Here is a 16,215-nt window from a genome sequence, read left to right as displayed (position 1 = left end):
AACAGTGGGCCCCCGCCGTTCTTGCGATGATCGGCCGGTGACTTCCCCCCATCAGACCCCCGAACCGCACGGTCACGGACACGGCCAGGGGCACTCCCATTCCCACGGCCACGGGCCCGCCGCCCCCGTCTCCCGGCATCTGCGCAAGGTCATCGCCGCGATCCTGATCCCCTTCACCACCGCCGTCGTGGTCGGTCTCGCGGTCCTGTGGCCGAGCGGCACCCCGGCGCACGAGCGCACCGGCGTCGGCTTCGACCGGCAGACCGAGCAGGGCAAGGTCGTCTCCGTCGTCCACGTCGACTGCAAGGACGTCAACGCCGCTCAGGTCCCGCCGACCGGCGACACCTCCACCCCGGAGGGCCGCGAGGCGGTCAACGCCCAGCAGGGGCAGTGCGAGAAGGCGACGGTCGAGGTCACCACCGGCCCGGACGAGGGACGCAGATTCGTCGAGATCGTGCAGCCGGACGCGCCGCGCCAACTGCACGAGGGTCAGGGCGTGGTGGTGGCGTACGCCCCCGACGCCCCGCACGACCTGCAGTACTCGGTGACCGATGTGAACCGCAAGGTGCCGCTGGCGGTGCTCGCCGGCATCTTCGCCCTCGCGGTGGTGGTGGTCGGCCGGATGCGGGGCGTCATGGCGCTCATCGCGCTCGCCGTGAGCTTCCTCGTGCTGACGTACTTCATCCTGCCGGCGATCCTGCAGGGGTCGAACCCGCTGGTCGTGGCGGTGGTCGGGTCGAGCGCGATCATGCTGATCGCGCTCTACATGTGCCACGGGCTCTCGGCCCGCACCTCGGTCGCCGTGCTCGGCACGCTGATCTCGCTGCTGCTGATCGGTCTGCTCGGCTCGTTCTTCATCGACTGGGCCTCGCTCAGCGGCAACACCGACGACAACACCGGTCTGATCCACGGCCTGTACCCGGAGATCGACATGTCCGGCCTGCTGCTCGCCGGGATCATCATCGGTTCGCTCGGTGTGCTCGACGACGTGACGGTCACCCAGACCTCGGTGGTCTGGGAGCTGCACCAGGCCGATCCGGGCATGGGGCCGCGCGGCCTGTACCGGGCCGGGATCCGGATCGGCCGCGACCACATCGCCTCGGTCGTGAACACGCTGGTGCTCGCCTACGCGGGTGCCGCCCTGCCGCTGCTGCTGCTCTTCTCCATCGCGCAGAGCAGCATGGGGACGGTGGCCAACAGCGAGCTGGTCGCCGAGGAGATCGTCCGGACGCTGGTCGGGTCGATCGGTCTGGTGGCTTCCGTTCCGCTCACCACGGGACTTGCGGCCCTGGTCGTCTCCGCCGACCGGCCGGCGTCCGGGGGCGGGAAGCCGGCGGCGGTGCGGGGAGGGCGGCGCCGCCGCGCCAAGTGAGGCGTACGCGGGTGAGGCGTAGGCGTGTGAGGAGTGCGTGCGTCCCGATGCTCAGGCGGGGCCGGCGTTCTCCTCGGCCAGGATCCGGCCCAGTGCGGCCTCCAGGTGATCCTCGAAGTCACCGAGTGTCCGTTCCTGACCGAGCGGAACCAGCTTGTCCGTTCGGTCGAGGAAGGCGACCAGCGGCGGCGCGCTGGCCCGGAACAGGGCGCGGTCACCGCCCACCTGGAGCCGGATGGAGACGTCCGAGAGTCGCTCGGGCTCGGTCGGGGCGATGTGCACATCGCCGTCCCCGCTCGGCCGGTTGATCCCGTCGAGCAGCAGTTCCCTTCCGAATGCCCAGGTCACGGGCGCGTCCCCGGGGAGGTGGAAGGTCATCCGCACCGCGTAGGGATCCCGGGTCTCATACCGGAGTTCGACCGGGATCTTGAAGGAGAGCTCCTCGGAGACGAGGAAGCTCATCAGGACCTCGGCCTGAACCGACTCTCGCATCGTGTACCCCGCAGTAGATGAAGCAGTTGTGTGAACACAGCTGCTGAAAGCTGTGACCGAAACGGCCAGGAATGATCCCCCGTGGCCCTCTTGACGCAATCGTGCTGTACGCACTAGCAGATCACAAGGAGTGATTTTTCAGATACTGATAGAGAACGCGAGCGAGTTGAAGAGCCTTCCGATCTCCGTGCGTAGCCGCTCGACTGCTGGGAGCAACCGTTCTTCCTGGTGGAGGGGGACGGAAATGGCCACGGTGGCCGCCGTGGAACCCGCGGTGATGGGGATGGCGGCACAGATCGTGCCGAGCGCATATTCCTGACGCTCCACCAGGGGTTCCATTCGCCCCAAACCGCCCAAACGCTGTGAAAGCGCACGGTGATTACGCACCGTGTACGGAGTGATGGCTTCCACCGGATGGCGGTCAAGGTGGTCTTGACGAGATTCCGGATCGAGTTGACTCAGCAGGCACTGCCCGATCGCGTGGGCATGCGCCGTCTCGCGGAAGTCGGCCCATTCGTCGACCGCGGGGTTGGAAGCGGTGTCGGCGATGGCGACGAGCTCGACCTCCCCCTCGCGGTAGAGGGCGAAGTAGATGGGTACGCCGATCTCGTCCCGCCAGCGGGCGAGGGAGTCTTCGATCTTGATGCGACGATTCTGCACATCTCCGCCGCCGGCCAGTCGGACGGCGGCGTCGCCAAGGACGAACACACCCTTGTCGCGGAGCAGATAGCCCTCGTGCGTCAGGGTGCGGAGCAGGTGGTACGTGGTGGGCAGCGGGAGGCCCGTCTCACGGGCGAGCTGTTTGGCGGGGGCGCCGTCCGCGTGCGAGGCCACGGCCTCCAGGAGTCTCAGCGCCCGCTGCACCGAGCCGATCAGGGTAGGCGCAGCCGTCTGCGTAGCCGTGGCCAAAGGTCACCCCCAGGCGTGACGACGGATGCAGTGCACCCGCCCGCGGGGGCCGCCCCCGCGCGCCCGCCGGGCCTGGGAAACCGCTGGTCAGTACCGAGGTCTACGCCTGTAGTCCCCAACACGGCGGAGAGATTCCACTGTAGTGGCAGCCCCGGGGGCCACACCCTGATTCGACCAGCGCGTTCCCCCGCCCGGGCTAATACCCTCCGTCGCCTTCATACCGATGAGTAGCTTGTGCTACCAGTCGCCGCGCGAGCCGCTGGAGGAGCTGAACTTCCGGACGACGTAGATCAGTCCGGCGACCAGGGCCGCGAAGAGCAGCACCTTGAAGAGCAGACTGACCACGAAGGTCAGGACGCTGGTGATCAGCCCGCCGAAGACGAACAGGGCGAGGAGCGGTATGGCGACCCACTTCACCCACCAGGGCATCCCCGCGAGAATCTCCCGTACGGCCATCGTCCCTACCTCGCTCTCGAAGAACCACTCCGCGCGCACTCCGCGCCGACACCCTCAAGGCTAGGTGCGGGAGGAAGCGGGCGGGGGCCCCGCGGCCCCCGCTCTCCCCTGATCCGACCCCTAAGGGCTCGGGGTCCTCCGACCCTCAGGCCTCCCTTGGATCCCAGCCCTCCTCCGGGTTCCAGCCCTCCTCCGGATCCCGGCCCTCCTCCGAGCCTCAACCCTCCTCCGGATCCCGGCCCTCCTCCGAGCCTCAACCCTCCTCCGGGTCCCGGCCCTCCTCCGAGCCTCAACCCTCCTCCGGATCCCGGCCCTTCGCCGCCTCTCAGCCCTCCGGCGGCGAGAAGACCACCATGACCCGCAGGTCCTCGCTGATGTGATGGAACCTGTGCTCCACCCCGGCCGGCACGTAGACCACGCTGCCCCGCGCCACCTCGGTCGTCTCCGTCCCGACGGTGATCGACGCCCGGCCGCTGACCACGAAGTACACCTCGTCCTGGCCGTGCGGCCGCTGCGGGTCGAGCTCCCCGGCGTCGAGCGCGTACAGACCCACCGACATGTTCCGCTCACGCAGGAACTGGAGGTACGCGCCCTTGTTGGCGGCGCGCTCCGCCTCCAGTTCGTCCAACCGGAATGCCTTCATCGTCCGCTCGCCCCTGCCCTTGGCCCGATCCTGTCTGCCACGATCAGACACATGAAGAATTTCGTCGTCAAGACGCTCGCGAACGCGGGCGCTCTCGGAGTCGCCATCTGGCTGCTCCAGGACATCACCCTGACCGGCGAGAGCACCGGCAAGAAGGCCTGGACCCTCATTCTCGTCGCCTTGGTCTTCGGTCTGGTGAACTTCCTGGTCAAGCCGGTCGTCAAACTGCTGACCCTTCCCCTCTTCATCCTGACCCTCGGCCTGATCACCCTGGTGGTCAACGCCCTGATGCTGCTCCTCACGTCCTGGCTGGCCGAGCAGTTCGACCTCAGCTTCCACGTGGAGGGCTTCTGGACCGCCGTCCTGGGCGGTCTGATCATCTCCGTCGTCTCGTGGGCGCTGAACGTCGTGCTCCCCGACGGCGACTGAGTGGGGACCATGGCCTACCGCGTCTGCTTCGTCTGCACGGGCAACATCTGCCGCTCGCCGATGGCCGAGCACGTCTTCCGCCGCCGGGTGGAGGAGGCCGGCCTCGGCGAACTGGTGGAGATCGACAGTGCGGGCACCGGGGGCTGGCACGAGGGCGACGGCGCCGACCCGCGCACGGTCGCCGTGCTCGACGAGAACGGATACGCCTCCGCGCACACCGCCCGGCGGTTCCGGTCCTCGTGGTTCCCCGCCCTCGACCTGGTGATCGCCCTGGACGAAGGGCACCTTCGGGAGCTCCGGCAGCTCGCCCGCACCCCCGACGAGGCGGCGAGGATACGGCTCCTCCGCTCCTACGACCCGGCCGCCGGGGCCGAACTCGACGTCCCCGACCCCTACTACGGGGGCCGCGAGGAGTTCGAGGAGTGCCTGGAGATGGTGGAGGCCGCGAGCGAGGGACTGCTCGCGGCCGTACGTGCGGAACTGGAGGAACGGACACCGTGACGGACCAGGAAATCGGCGACGGCACGCGGGCGGTACGGGCCGGGCTGCCCGAACCCGTGAAGTACGAACCGACCCTGCCGGGGCCGGTCTTCGCGGCCCACTACCACCTGCCGGGCGAGCCGACCGGCCCGTACACCTACGGCCGCGACGAGAACCCGACCTGGACCGGTCTGGAGCGGGCGATCGGCGAGCTGGAGGCGCCGGGGGAGGAGGGCGTGGAGACGCTGGTCTTCGCGTCCGGCATGGCCGCGATCTCCGCCGTCCTCTTCTCCCAGCTGAAGGCCGGCGACGCGGTCGTGATGCCGACCGACGGCTACCAGGCCCTGCCCCTCGTGCACGAGCAGCTGCGGGCGTACGGCGTCGAGGTCCGCACCGCGCCGACCGGCGGCGACGCCCAGCTGTCCGTACTGGACGGGGCCAGGCTGCTGTGGATCGAGACCCCCTCCAACCCCGGTCTCGACGTCTGCGACATCCGCCGCCTGGTGCGGGAGGCGCATGCGGCGGGGGCGCTGGTCGCCGTCGACAACACCCTCGCCACCCCGCTCGGCCAGCGGCCCCTGGCGCTGGGCGCGGACTTCTCCGTCGCCAGCGACACCAAGGGCATGACCGGGCACGGCGACATCCTGCTCGGCCATGTGAGCTGCCGGGATCCGCTGCGGGCCGCGGAGGTACGACGCTGGCGCAAGATCGTCGGCGCCATCCCCGGCCCCATGGAGGCCTGGCTCGCCCACCGGTCGCTCGCCACGCTCCAACTGCGGATCGACCGGCAGTGCTCCACCGCACTGGCCCTGGCGCAGGCGCTCGCCGAGCGCGCGGACGTGACCGGCCTTCGCTACCCCGGACTGCCCGACGACCCCTCGCACGAGGTGGCCGCCCGGCAGATGCGGCGCTTCGGACCGGTGGTCTCCTTCGAACTGGCGGACCGCAAGCGGGCCGAGCGGTTCCTGGAGGAGCTGCGGCTCGTGGACGACGCCACCAGCTTCGGCGGCGTGCGCTCCACGGCGGAGCGGCGCGGGCGCTGGGGCGGGGACGCGGTCGCGGAGGGCTTCATCCGCTTCTCGGTCGGGGCCGAGGACCCGGAGGATCTGATCGCCGATGTGCTGCGCGCCCTCGACGAGGCCGGAAGCGCGGGCTGACCAGGGCATCGAGGCATGGACCGAGGGCGCTCCGAGCCTCCCCCCTCGTGGCTCGGAACGCCCTCGGTCTTACGCGCGGAGACCGCCTGAACAAGGCTAGTTGACTGTGCGTCAGTGTCCAATCACATGAGCGACAGCGACCTATCGACTTATTTATAGTTGGACGGTCCTGAGGCGCCGTCAGCCGACCGCCTGAGTCCAACGGCCGCACGGCCGGAAGGGGGCGGACATGGATCTGGCCCTGCTGCGCACGTTCGTCACGGTGCACCGGGCCGGCTCCTTCACCCGCGCCGCCGCGCTCCTCGGCCTCTCCCAGCCCGCCGTCACCAGCCAGATCCGGACGCTGGAACGGCAGCTGGGGAGGCCTCTCTTCCTCAGACAGGCGCGCGGGGTCACCCCCACCACCATCGGCGACGAGCTCGCGCACCGCGCGGCGCCCCATCTGGACGCCCTCGTGGAGATCGCCGGGACCGGCCTCGACGAGGAGAGCGGGGTCCGCACCCTCCATCTCGCCGGGCCTCCGGAGTTCACCGCGATCCGCGCGCTGCCCGCCCTCGCCCCTCTGGTCGGCCAGGGGCTCGCCGTGCGGGCCTCCTTCCTCGGCGACGCGGAGGAGATCCTCGACGGGCTCGCCGCCGGGCACCACGATCTGGCCATCGCCACCGCCCGGCCCCGGGGCGGTCTGCTCGTCTCCACCCCGCTCTGCGACGAGGAGCACGTCCTGGTCGCGGCCCCGCGCTGGGCCGCCCGGCTCTCCCCCGAGGTGCTCCTGGGCACGGGCGCGGTGGTCCTGGAACAGTTGCCGGTGGTCGAGGTCCACGAGTCGCTGCCCTTCGTCTCCCGCTACTGGGCGAGCGTCTTCGAGACCAAACCGGCGGCCGCCGCCACCGTCATCGCCCCCGATCTGCGGGCCGTGCGGGACGTCGCCGCCTCCGGTGCCGGGCTCGCCGTCCTGCCGCGCTACCTGTGCGAGGAGGCCCTGGGGCGGGGACGCCTCGTGGCGCTGCTCGATCCCCCGGTCCCTCCGATCCGGACCTACTTCCTGGTCGCGCGTACGGGGACGCTCGCACTGTCCCCCCTGGCGCGCGCCCACGAGGAGCTGCTGCGCGCGGCCGGGAACTGGTGAGTTTCAGGACACCTCGGACGGGCCATTTTCTTCCCATGAACGAACGTCCCGTGATCAAGCGCACCGCACGCGCCATCCTGCTCGACGGGGACGACCTGATCCTCATCAAGCGGACCAAGCCCGGGATGGATCCCTACTGGGTCACGCCCGGCGGCGGCGTGGAGCCCACCGACGCGACCGTCGTCGAGGCCCTCCACCGCGAGGTGCTCGAAGAGCTCGGCGCCAAGATCACCGATGTGGTGCCCTGCTTCGTCGACACCGTCGAGCACATCGTCGACGGCGGGGTCTCCGGGGTGAAGGTCCAGCACTTCTTCGTGTGCCGGCTCGGTTCGATGGACACCTCCCTGCGGCACGGTCCCGAGATGGAGGAACCCGTCGGCGAGTACGAGATCGTCCGCGTGCCCTTCAGCCGGGTCGGCATCGCCGCCGTCCACCTCGTCCCCCTCTCCCTCCGCCACTACCTCGACGGCAACATCGAGGGCGTCCGCGCGATGCACGCCCCCGACCTGGGCTAACCGACCGTCGCGGGGGTGAGCTCCGTGAGGAAGTCGTGACGGATGCGGTCCGAGGGGACTCCCGCACCGCGCAGGGCGTCGACCCCGCGGCGGACCATGGCGAGCGGACCCGAGAGGTAGGCGTCGCGCTCGTTCCACGGGCCGTAGCGGCAGACGGCGTCCGGGAGCCGCCCCTGCTCCTCGGTCACCGCATGGACCGAGAGCCACGGGAAGGTCTTCTGGAGCCGCAGCATCGTGTCGATGTCATAGAGGTCGTGGCCGCTGCGCGCCCCGTAGAAGACGTCGACCGGGCGCCGGTCCCCGTGCTCGGCGACGTCCTCGACCAGCGCCTTGATCGGCGCTATCCCGGTGCCGCCGCCCATGCAGAGCAGGCCGGTGTCCGTGGAGTGGTCGACCGTCATGGAGCCGGCCGGCGGGCCGAGCCGCAGCACGTCCCCGGGGCGTGCCCGGTGGACCAGCGCGTTGGAGACCCAGCCGGCCGGGACGGCCTTGACGTGGAGGGACAGCAGTCCGTCCGGGCGGGGCGCCGCGGCGAAGGAGTAGTGACGCCATATCCGCGGCCACCACGGGGTCTCAAGGGTCGTGTACTGCCCGGCGAGGAAGGGGTACGGGTGGTCGGGCCTGAGCGTGACGACGGCGATGTCCGGGGTCCGCAGATCGTGGGAGACCACCTCGGCCTGCCACCAGGCGGGTGCGGTCCGCTCGTCCTCGGCCGCCGCGTCGATCATGATCTGGGAGATCGTCGTGTAGGTGCGGACCCAGGCCGCCTCGGTCTCCTCGTCCCAGGTCTTCTCCGCGTACCGCGTGAGCGCGCCGATGAGGGCCTCGCCGACGGCCGGATAGTGGGCGGCCTGGGTCCCGTACTTCCGGTGCCCCCTGCCGAGGTTCTCCAGGTACGCGGTGAGGACCGGGGCGTCGTCCATGTGCTCGGCCGCCGTCAGGAGCGCCTTCAGGAGCCGGTCCCGCTGGGTGTCCATGGCCACGGGGAACATCTCGCGCAGCTCGGGGTGGTGGACGAAGAGAAGGGCGTAGAAGTACGAGGTCACCCGGTCGGCGACCGGTGCGATCTCCTCCAGGGTGCGACGGACGAGTACGGCGTCGGCGGAGGGTCCCTCGGATATTCGGGTTTCCTTCCCGTCCGCCGCCGGGGAGTCCCGCTCGTCCGTCGTGGTGGTCGGAGCATCCATCATGTGCCTCGCCTCGCGCTGGCCGGCTTCCGTGCTCGCAGCATGGCGCCTGCGGTCGGCGCTTCGGACGGAAAGCGGCGTTCTCGGGCCATAGGCCCGGGTTTCTGGCTAGGCTGCGCTGTTTCGGACCAACGCGTAGGCCTCGCGCAGGTCCCCTCCGGAGTAGCTGTGGCGGGCGAGCCCGGCGAGATGGTGGTCCGCGTTCACGGCCACGGTCTCCGGCACGGTCGCGAAGAGCTCCGCGTCGGACATCGAGTCCCCGTACGCGACGCAGTCGGCGGGGTCCACTCCGTACCGCGCGCAGAGCTCACCCGCGATCCGCACCTTCGCCCGCGCGTCGAGAATGCCCGGCCGGTGGACCGGCGCGGTGAACGGGACCGCGGGCCAGAGCGAACCGTGCGCCGTGTCGACGCCCCAGTCGAGGAGCCGCTCGACGAAGAAGTCGGGCGAGAGCGAGATGACCGCGCAGCGCTCTCCCCGGGCCCGGATGTCCGCCCAGACCTCGCGGATGCCCGCCAGCCAGGGCGCCCCTTCGAAGGCCGCCGCGACCTGCTCGGGGGTCAGCGCGGACCACAGCTCGCGGGCCCGGACGGCGAACTCGTCCGGCGTGAGCCCCCGCAGGAACCCCTCCTCCAGGACGGCGATCTCGTCGACCAGGTCCAGTTGCCGGGAGATCTCCACCGCGGCGGCCGAACCCCGGATCAGGGTGCCGTCGAGGTCGAACAGATGCAGACGCCGTGCTCGGGGGTTCGGGGGTTTCACGTGAAACACCGTAAAGCGGTGGACGGAAGATCACCGCGTCGTCCAGCCTGAACGACATGCCGACTTCCCCCACCCCCCTCGCACAGCTCCCCGTCCGGCGCCTCGCCCTGGAGGACCTGCTCGCCTGCGCCGACCTCTCCGAGAACCGGAGCTGGCCGCGCGAGGAACACAAATGGGGCCTGCTGCTCACCGCGGGCACCGGCTACGGCATCGACGACCCCGAAGGACCGGGCCTCGCCGCCTGCTCCGTGGTCACCTCGTACGGTCCGGGACTCGCCGCGATCGGCATGGTGCTCGTCGCCGAGCGGTACGCACGCCAGGGCCTGGGCCGCCGGCTCATGCGGCACGTCCTGGCCGAGGCGGGGGACACCCCGCTCACCCTGTACGCCACCGCGAACGGGCAGCCCCTGTACGAGCAGCTGGGCTTCACCGAGACGAGCCGGTCCGAGATGGTGCGCGGGCGCTTCACCTTCACCGCGCCCGCCCCGGACGTCCCGGTCCGCCCGGCGACGGCGGAGGACCTCCCGGCGATCCTGCGCCTGGACCAGGAGGTCTTCGGCCTCGACCGCACCCACATGATCACCCGGCTCCCCGCGTTCTCCGACCACCTCCGGGTCGCGGAGGACGGCGGCGAGATCATCGGCTTCGCGGCCGCCTGGCCCAATATGGACACCCATGTCATCGGCCCCCTGATCGCCCGGGACCCCGGCACGGCCCAGGCCCTGATCGCCTCCCTGGCCACCGCCACCGACCGGCCGCTGCGCACGGACATCGACGTCCGGCACACCTCCCTGCTGAGCTGGGCCAAGGAGAACGGCATCGGCACGGTCACCACCACCTCGGTGATGGTCCGCTCCCTGCCCGACCTCCCCGGGGACTGGCGCCGCCGCTTCGCTCCCCTGACGGTCGCCGCGGGCTAGGTTTACTTGCAGGCGCGCATTATTGCGTCGCTTCGTCTACCCTGGACCGAGAGCCAGGCCGGCTACGAGGAGAGACCGAGGGAGAGCCCATGACCGCGACGGACCCCGCACTCACCGCGCTCTCCCAGCGCTGGTGCGCCCTCTCCCTGCTGCACGGCAGGATCGAGGCCCACCTCGAGCGCGCCCTGGAGTCCGGGCACGGTCTGAGCGTGCGGGAGTACTCCCTGCTCGACGTCCTCAGCCGCCAGCACAGCGGCCCCGGCGGCCACCTCCAGATGAAGCAGGTCGCCGACGCCGTCGTGCTCAGCCAGAGCGCCACCACCCGGCTCGTCACCCGGCTCGAGGACCGCGGCCTGCTCACCCGGTACCTCTGCGCCACCGACCGGCGCGGCATCTACACCGATGTGACCGAGGCCGGCCTGAAGCTCCTCGAAGAGGCCCGCCCCACCAACGACAGCGCGCTGCGCGAGGCCCTCGACGAGGCCGCGAAGAACCCGGAGCTGGCGCCCCTGGTCCAGGTCGTCGAGGGCGCGGGCGTGCCCGTGTGACACGGCCGCACGTACGCTGCGGGGCATGAGCGATCTTGAGATACGCCCCGCCACCGCGGAGGACCTTCCGGCCATCGTCGCGATGCTCGCCGACGACCCCCTGGGCGCACAGCGCGAATCCCCCGACGACCTCGCCCCGTACCTCAACGCCTTCGAGCGCCTCGCCAACGACCCGCACCAGCACGTGGTCGTGGCCGTCCGCGAGGACAAGGTGGTCGGCACCCTCCAGCTGACGGTCATCCCCGGTCTCTCCCGCCGGGGCACCACCCGCTCGATCATCGAGGGCGTCCGCATCCATGCCGACGAGCGGGGCAGCGGTCTCGGGACGCAGCTCATCGAATGGGCCGTCGCGGAGTCCGGACGCCAGGACTGCCGGCTCGTTCAGCTGACCTCCGACGTCACCCGCACCGATGCCCACCGCTTCTACGAGCGCCTGGGCTTCGAGGCCTCCCACGTGGGCTTCAAGAAGACCCTTTGAGGGCGTGTTTCACGTGAAACCGTGCGGTTTCACGTGAAACACCACTCAACGGCCCACCGGCTCAGAGACCGCGCCAGCCCGCCTCGTCCACGCCGCCCGGGACCGCGTCCCCCGGCTCGTACGGTTCCCGCGTGAAGACGAAGGACCCGAGGTCGAGATGGCTCACGCTGCCGTCGGCGCGCCGCACGACCCTGAGCGTCTCCCCCGCGTAGTAGCCGTTCAGCCCGACCCAGCCGCCCTCGGGCAGCGCGCGGAAGCGAGCCCGCCGCCCGACTCCGCTCAGGGGTTCGAGTGCCACGCTCCGCTCGGGGCCGAGCCGAAGCCCGTAGGCGTACGTGCCCCAGTACCAGGGGCCGGTGAGAGACAGCAGCTCCTCGTCGACCTCGGCCTCGGGAAGGGGCCGCCACGGCTCCGGGAACCTCGGCTCCGCCTCCGCCACGATCCGTACGAGATCGGCGGCCACGAGCCCCGTCAGCGGGCCCGAGGTGGCATTGGAGAGGGCGATCCCCGCGAGGCCGTCCTCCACGCTCACCCACACACAGGCGACGAAGCCCGGGAGGGATCCGGTGTGGCCGATCAGGGTGCGGCCGTCCTTGCGCAGCAGCTGGAGACCGAGCCCGTAGCTTCCCTCCCACTCGCCTTCCCCGGCCGGGGCCGCCGGGGCACGCATCTCCTCCACGGACGCCGTGGCGAGCACCCGCTCGTCCCCCGCCGCGAGGAAGGCGGCGAACCGGGCGAGATCGGCGGCCGTCGACCACAGCTGCCCGGCCGATGCCATCAGGCCGAGGTCCTCGGACGGCTCGGGCATCATCACGTCGGCCCAGGGATGCACCGCCCAGCCCCCGGCATGCGGAGCGACGGGATCGACCGTCGTACGGTTCATCCCCAGCGGCTCCAGGATCTCGCGCCGCAGGGCCTCCTCCCAGGACACCCCCCGGATCGCCTCGACCAGTGAACCGAGCAGCGTGTAGCCGGGGTTGGAGTAGTGGTGCCGGCGCCCCGGCGACTGGAGGAAGGGCCGCTCCCCCAGGACGTCGGAGAGCTCCGGGCGCAGCGCGGCGGAGGACCTCTCCCACCACGAGCCGGGCGTCTCGGCCGCGAGACCGCCGGTGTGGCCCAGGAGCTGGGCGATCGTCACCTCACCGACGCCCGTGCCCTTCAGGTGCCGTTCCAGCGGATCGTCGAGGCCGAGCAGGCCCTCGTCCCTCAGCCTCATCACCAGCACCGCGGTGAACACCTTGGTGATCGATCCGATCCTGAACTGGGTGTCGGCGTCCGGCGCGTGGCCGTCCACGCAGCTGCGCGAACCGCTCCACACCAAGGCTCCGTCGCGGACCACCGCCCCCACGAAGGAGGGCGTCCGCCCCTCGGACTGGGCGACCGCGACACGGTGCAGCAGGGCCCGCTCGGTACCCGGCAGCAGGGCTTCGAAAGATGTCGTCATACAGGCCATCCAACGCGATGCCCGGTTGTGCCGCTTCCCGATTTCGATCAGGTCTGGGCCATGTCCACGAAGCGGGAGTAGTGGCCCTGGAAGGCCACGGTGATCGTGGCTGTCGGGCCGTTACGGTGCTTGCCCACGATGATGTCGGCCTCGCCCGCGCGCGGGGACTCCTTCTCGTAGGCGTCCTCGCGGTGCAGCAGGATGACCATGTCGGCGTCCTGCTCGATCGAGCCGGACTCACGGAGGTCGGAGACCATCGGCTTCTTGTCGGTGCGCTGCTCGGGGCCACGGTTCAGCTGGGAGAGCGCGATCACCGGCAGTTCCAGCTCCTTGGCGAGGAGCTTGAGGTTTCGCGACATGTCGGAGACCTCTTGCTGGCGGCTCTCCTGCCGCTTGGAGCCGCCCGACTGCATGAGCTGCAGATAGTCGATGATGACGAGCTTGAGGCCGTTGCGCTGCTTGAGCCGGCGGCACTTCGCGCGGATCTCCATCATCGACAGGTTCGGGGAGTCGTCGATGTACAGCGGGGCCTGGGAGACGTCCGGCATACGGCGGGCGAGACGCGTCCAGTCCTCGTCGGTCATCGTGCCGGAGCGCATGTGGTGGAGGGCCACGCGCGCCTCGGCCGAGAGCAGACGCATCGCGATCTCGTTGCGGCCCATTTCCAGGGAGAAGATGACGCTGGGCAGGTTGTGCTTGATGGAGGCCGCGCGGGCGAAGTCCAGGGCGAGGGTCGACTTACCCATGGCGGGACGGGCCGCGATGATGATCATCTGACCGGGGTGCAGCCCGTTGGTGAGCGCGTCGAGATCGGTGAAGCCGGTGGGCACACCCGTCATCTCGCCGCTGCGGGAGCCGATCGCCTCGATCTCGTCGAGCGCCCCCTCCATGATGTCGCCGAGCGGCAGGTAGTCCTCGGTGGTGCGCTGCTCGGTGACCGCGTAGATCTCGGCCTGGGCCGAGTTCACGATCTCGTCGACGTCCCCGTCGGCCGCGTATCCCATCTGCGTGATCTTGGTGCCGGCCTCCACGAGGCGGCGCAGGACCGCGCGCTCGTGGACGATCTCCGCGTAGTACGAGGCGTTGGCCGCGGTCGGTACCGACTGGACCAGGGTGTGGAGGTAGGAGGCGCCGCCGACGCGGGTGATCTCGCCGCGCTTGGTGAGCTCGGCGCCGACCGTGATCGGGTCGGCCGGCTCGCCCTTGGCGTAGAGGTCGAGGATCGCCGCGTAGACGGTCTCGTGGGCGGGCTTGTAGAAGTCGTTGCCCTTGATGATCTCCACGACGTCCGCGATGGCGTCCTTGGAGAGGAGCATGCCGCCGAGGACGGACTGCTCGGCGTCGAGGTCCTGCGGGGGGACGCGCTCGAAGCCGGAGAGCCCGCCGTCCCAGGGACCCTCGCCGCCGCGCTCGTGCTGGTCGTCGCGTCCGCGGCCACGGCCGCGCCCTTCGCCGCGGGTACGGGTGGGCAGCCGGTCGCTCGGTCCGCTGTCGGCCCAAGGGTCGTCCATGGGCTCGGGAACGCTCACCAAGCCACCTCCTCCCGTCCGCTCCGCGGACATCGCCGTGCCACTCTGTCTTACGCCACGGCCTTCATCAACGAGTGGCTTCGCGACCGGCTTCTGGCGCGTCGGGCGCCGGACCACGGTAGGCCCGTGAGGGGCGTCAGCCAATCTGGTTATCCACAGGCCCTGTGGGTGAAGGGCCAGATGCTGTGGAGAACTCACCGGATCCTGTGCACGGAGCGGGGGACAGCCATGTGGACAAACTCATAGCACCCCCGGGCTCACGCATCTGACCTGCACGTTTCCCATCCACGGGCTGTGGGGGAGAAAAAGTTTTCCCCCTGGACCAAGATCAGAACAAACGGCCCACACCCGAAGCCCCGCACCATCGCAAAGTAAGGACTGATACTCCATTGCATCTCTTACCTGTGGAAGATTAGATTGAGCCCATGACTCAGGCCCCCGCGACCTCCAAGGCCGTCCGCCGACAGCACGACCGCGAGATCGTCTCGCTCGCCCTGCCGGCCTTCGGTGCTCTCGTCGCCGAGCCGCTGTTCCTCATGGCCGACAGCGCCATCGTCGGCCACCTCGGCACACCTCAGCTCGCGGGCCTCGCGATCGCCGCGGCACTGCTCTCCACGGCCGTCAGCGTCTTCGTCTTCCTCGCCTACGCCACCACGGCCGCCGTCGCCCGGCGGGTCGGCGCGGGCGACCTCCAGGCCGCCATCCGACAGGGCATGGACGGCATCTGGCTCGCGCTCCTCCTCGGCGCCGCCGTCGTCGCGCTGACCCTGCCCACGGCTCCATGGCTCGTCGACGTCTTCGGGGCCTCGGACACCGCGTCCCCGTACGCCGTCACGTACCTCAGGATCTCCAGCCTGGGGATCCCCGCCATGCTGGTGGTCCTGGCCGCCACCGGCGTCCTGCGCGGCCTCCAGGACACCCGTACACCGCTCTACGTGGCGATCGCCGGCTTCGCGACCAACGGCGCGCTCAACCTCGGCCTGGTCTACGGGGCCGGCCTCGGCATCGCCGGCTCCGCCTGGGGCACGGTCATCGCCCAGTGCGGCATGGCCGCCGCCTACCTCGTCGTGGTCGTACGGGGCGCCCGGCGCCACGGCGCCTCCCTCCGCCCCGACCCGGCCGGCATCCGCGCCTCCGCACAGGCCGGCGTCCCACTCCTGGTCCGTACGCTCTCGCTCCGCGCGGTCCTGATGATCGCCACGGCGGTCGCCGCCCGGCTCGGGGACGCGGAGGTCGCCGCCCACCAGATCATCCTGTCCCTGTGGAGCCTGATGGCCTTCGCGCTCGACGCGATCGCCATCGCGGGCCAGGCCATCATCGGCCGTTACCTCGGCGCGGACGACGCCACCGGCGCACGGCAGGTCTGCCGCCGGATGGTCCAGTGGGGCGTGCTCTCCGGTGTGGTGCTCGGCGCACTGCTCATCATCACCCGCCCCCTGTTCATCCCGCTCTTCACGAGCGACACCACCGTCCAGGACACCCTGCTCCCGGCCCTGCTCGTGGTCGCGGTCTCCCAGCCGGTCTCCGGAGTCGTCTTCGTCCTCGACGGCGTCCTCATGGGCGCGGGAGACGGCCCCTACCTGGCCTGGGCCATGCTGCTGACCCTGGCCGTCTTCGCTCCGGTCGCCCTCCTGGTCCCGACGCTCGGCGGCGGGCTGACGGCGCTCTGGTGGGCGATGACCCTGATGATGACCGTGCGGATGGCGACCCTCTGGTTCCGTATGCGCTCCGGCCGCTGGATCGTCACCGGCGCCACGCGCTGACGCCG

At 70.5% G+C, this 16,215-nt stretch carries 18 protein-coding genes; 10 read left to right on the top strand and 8 right to left on the bottom strand.

Annotation, left to right across the window (positions count from 1 at the left end):
• Positions 1-37 precede the first annotated feature (37 nt).
• Positions 38-1,372, top strand: a complete 1,335-nt coding sequence (locus ACH4TP_RS19290) for a YibE/F family protein (protein WP_389222516.1) — start codon at positions 38-40, stop codon at positions 1,370-1,372.
• A 51-nt stretch (positions 1,373-1,423) separates the two neighbouring features.
• Here the strand turns inward: ACH4TP_RS19290 and ACH4TP_RS19285 are convergent, their stop codons facing one another.
• The 4 genes from ACH4TP_RS19285 to ACH4TP_RS19270 all read right to left on the bottom strand — a co-directional run bounded on the left by ACH4TP_RS19285 (position 1,424) and on the right by ACH4TP_RS19270 (position 3,872).
• Complete coding sequence (locus ACH4TP_RS19285) at positions 1,424-1,864, bottom strand: SsgA family sporulation/cell division regulator (protein ID WP_086823848.1); 441 nt, start codon at positions 1,862-1,864, stop codon at positions 1,424-1,426.
• Positions 1,865-2,002: 138 nt separating this feature from the next.
• The gene (locus tag ACH4TP_RS19280; protein ID WP_398438597.1) at positions 2,003-2,773 is read right to left on the bottom strand and encodes an IclR family transcriptional regulator; all 771 of its coding nucleotides are present in this window, start codon (positions 2,771-2,773) and stop codon (positions 2,003-2,005) included.
• Positions 2,774-3,010: 237 nt separating this feature from the next.
• Positions 3,011-3,229 carry a DUF5326 family protein gene (locus tag ACH4TP_RS19275; protein WP_388851286.1) on the bottom strand — a complete coding sequence of 73 codons (219 nt, stop codon included), beginning with the start codon at positions 3,227-3,229 and terminating at the stop codon, positions 3,011-3,013.
• Positions 3,230-3,554: 325 nt separating this feature from the next.
• Entirely contained in the window at positions 3,555-3,872 is a 318-nt protein-coding gene (locus tag ACH4TP_RS19270; RefSeq protein WP_389222521.1) for a cupin domain-containing protein, read from the bottom strand.
• A 51-nt stretch (positions 3,873-3,923) separates the two neighbouring features.
• On the opposite strand from ACH4TP_RS19270, the gene ACH4TP_RS19265 reads away from it, so the two are divergent.
• The 5 genes from ACH4TP_RS19265 to ACH4TP_RS19245 all read left to right on the top strand — a co-directional run bounded on the left by ACH4TP_RS19265 (position 3,924) and on the right by ACH4TP_RS19245 (position 7,579).
• The gene (locus ACH4TP_RS19265) at positions 3,924-4,301 is read left to right on the top strand and encodes a phage holin family protein (RefSeq protein ID WP_398181001.1); all 378 of its coding nucleotides are present in this window, start codon (positions 3,924-3,926) and stop codon (positions 4,299-4,301) included.
• Positions 4,302-4,310: 9 nt separating this feature from the next.
• Positions 4,311-4,802: a low molecular weight protein-tyrosine-phosphatase gene (locus ACH4TP_RS19260; protein WP_398438596.1), complete on the top strand. Its 492-nt coding sequence runs from the start codon at positions 4,311-4,313 to the stop codon at positions 4,800-4,802.
• Positions 4,799-5,938: a cystathionine gamma-lyase gene (locus tag ACH4TP_RS19255; RefSeq protein ID WP_398438595.1), complete on the top strand. Its 1,140-nt coding sequence runs from the start codon at positions 4,799-4,801 to the stop codon at positions 5,936-5,938. The genes ACH4TP_RS19260 and ACH4TP_RS19255 overlap by 4 nt, the downstream gene beginning before the upstream one ends.
• 229 nt (positions 5,939-6,167) lie before the next feature.
• Positions 6,168-7,064, top strand: a complete 897-nt coding sequence (locus ACH4TP_RS19250; RefSeq protein WP_398438594.1) for a LysR family transcriptional regulator — start codon at positions 6,168-6,170, stop codon at positions 7,062-7,064.
• A gap of 35 nt (positions 7,065-7,099) precedes the next feature.
• Positions 7,100-7,579, top strand: a complete 480-nt coding sequence (locus tag ACH4TP_RS19245) for an NUDIX domain-containing protein (RefSeq protein WP_389222529.1) — start codon at positions 7,100-7,102, stop codon at positions 7,577-7,579.
• Here ACH4TP_RS19245 and ACH4TP_RS19240 read toward each other — a convergent pair.
• Together ACH4TP_RS19240 and ACH4TP_RS19235 are read right to left on the bottom strand one after the other, a co-directional pair.
• On the bottom strand, positions 7,576-8,769 hold the full coding sequence (locus ACH4TP_RS19240) for a globin domain-containing protein (RefSeq protein WP_398181013.1): 1,194 nt from the start codon (positions 8,767-8,769) through the stop codon (positions 7,576-7,578). The two genes, ACH4TP_RS19245 and ACH4TP_RS19240, sit on opposite strands and share 4 nt — an antisense overlap.
• Positions 8,770-8,874: 105 nt before the next feature.
• A complete protein-coding gene (locus ACH4TP_RS19235) occupies positions 8,875-9,537 on the bottom strand; it encodes an HAD family hydrolase (protein ID WP_398181016.1) in 663 nt (220 codons plus the stop codon).
• 47 nt (positions 9,538-9,584) lie between these two features.
• Between ACH4TP_RS19235 and ACH4TP_RS19230 the strand changes: the two genes are divergently transcribed.
• From ACH4TP_RS19230 to ACH4TP_RS19220, 3 genes are all read left to right on the top strand, one after another.
• Positions 9,585-10,448, top strand: a complete 864-nt coding sequence (locus tag ACH4TP_RS19230) for a GNAT family N-acetyltransferase (RefSeq protein ID WP_398438593.1) — start codon at positions 9,585-9,587, stop codon at positions 10,446-10,448.
• 89 nt (positions 10,449-10,537) lie between these two features.
• Positions 10,538-10,996 carry a MarR family winged helix-turn-helix transcriptional regulator gene (locus ACH4TP_RS19225; protein WP_398181022.1) on the top strand — a complete coding sequence of 153 codons (459 nt, stop codon included), beginning with the start codon at positions 10,538-10,540 and terminating at the stop codon, positions 10,994-10,996.
• A 25-nt stretch (positions 10,997-11,021) separates the two neighbouring features.
• On the top strand, positions 11,022-11,474 hold the full coding sequence (locus ACH4TP_RS19220) for a GNAT family N-acetyltransferase (RefSeq protein ID WP_398181025.1): 453 nt from the start codon (positions 11,022-11,024) through the stop codon (positions 11,472-11,474).
• 61 nt (positions 11,475-11,535) lie between these two features.
• On the opposite strand, the gene ACH4TP_RS19215 is transcribed toward ACH4TP_RS19220, so the two are convergent.
• Together ACH4TP_RS19215 and dnaB are read right to left on the bottom strand one after the other, a co-directional pair.
• Complete coding sequence (locus ACH4TP_RS19215; RefSeq protein ID WP_398438592.1) at positions 11,536-12,918, bottom strand: serine hydrolase domain-containing protein; 1,383 nt, start codon at positions 12,916-12,918, stop codon at positions 11,536-11,538.
• Positions 12,919-12,965: 47 nt separating this feature from the next.
• Positions 12,966-14,447 carry a replicative DNA helicase gene (dnaB, locus tag ACH4TP_RS19210; RefSeq protein WP_389222545.1) on the bottom strand — a complete coding sequence of 494 codons (1,482 nt, stop codon included), beginning with the start codon at positions 14,445-14,447 and terminating at the stop codon, positions 12,966-12,968.
• A 425-nt stretch (positions 14,448-14,872) separates the two neighbouring features.
• On the opposite strand from dnaB, the gene ACH4TP_RS19205 reads away from it, so the two are divergent.
• A complete protein-coding gene (locus ACH4TP_RS19205) occupies positions 14,873-16,210 on the top strand; it encodes an MATE family efflux transporter (protein ID WP_398181031.1) in 1,338 nt (445 codons plus the stop codon).
• Positions 16,211-16,215 lie beyond the last annotated feature (5 nt).

The organism is Streptomyces sp. NPDC021012 (genome assembly GCF_044333355.1).
In the GTDB taxonomy this organism is placed as follows: Bacteria; Actinomycetota; Actinomycetes; order Streptomycetales; family Streptomycetaceae; genus Streptomyces.
Note: the sequence above shows the minus strand (reverse complement) of the source record. Positions and strands in the feature narration are given on the sequence as shown.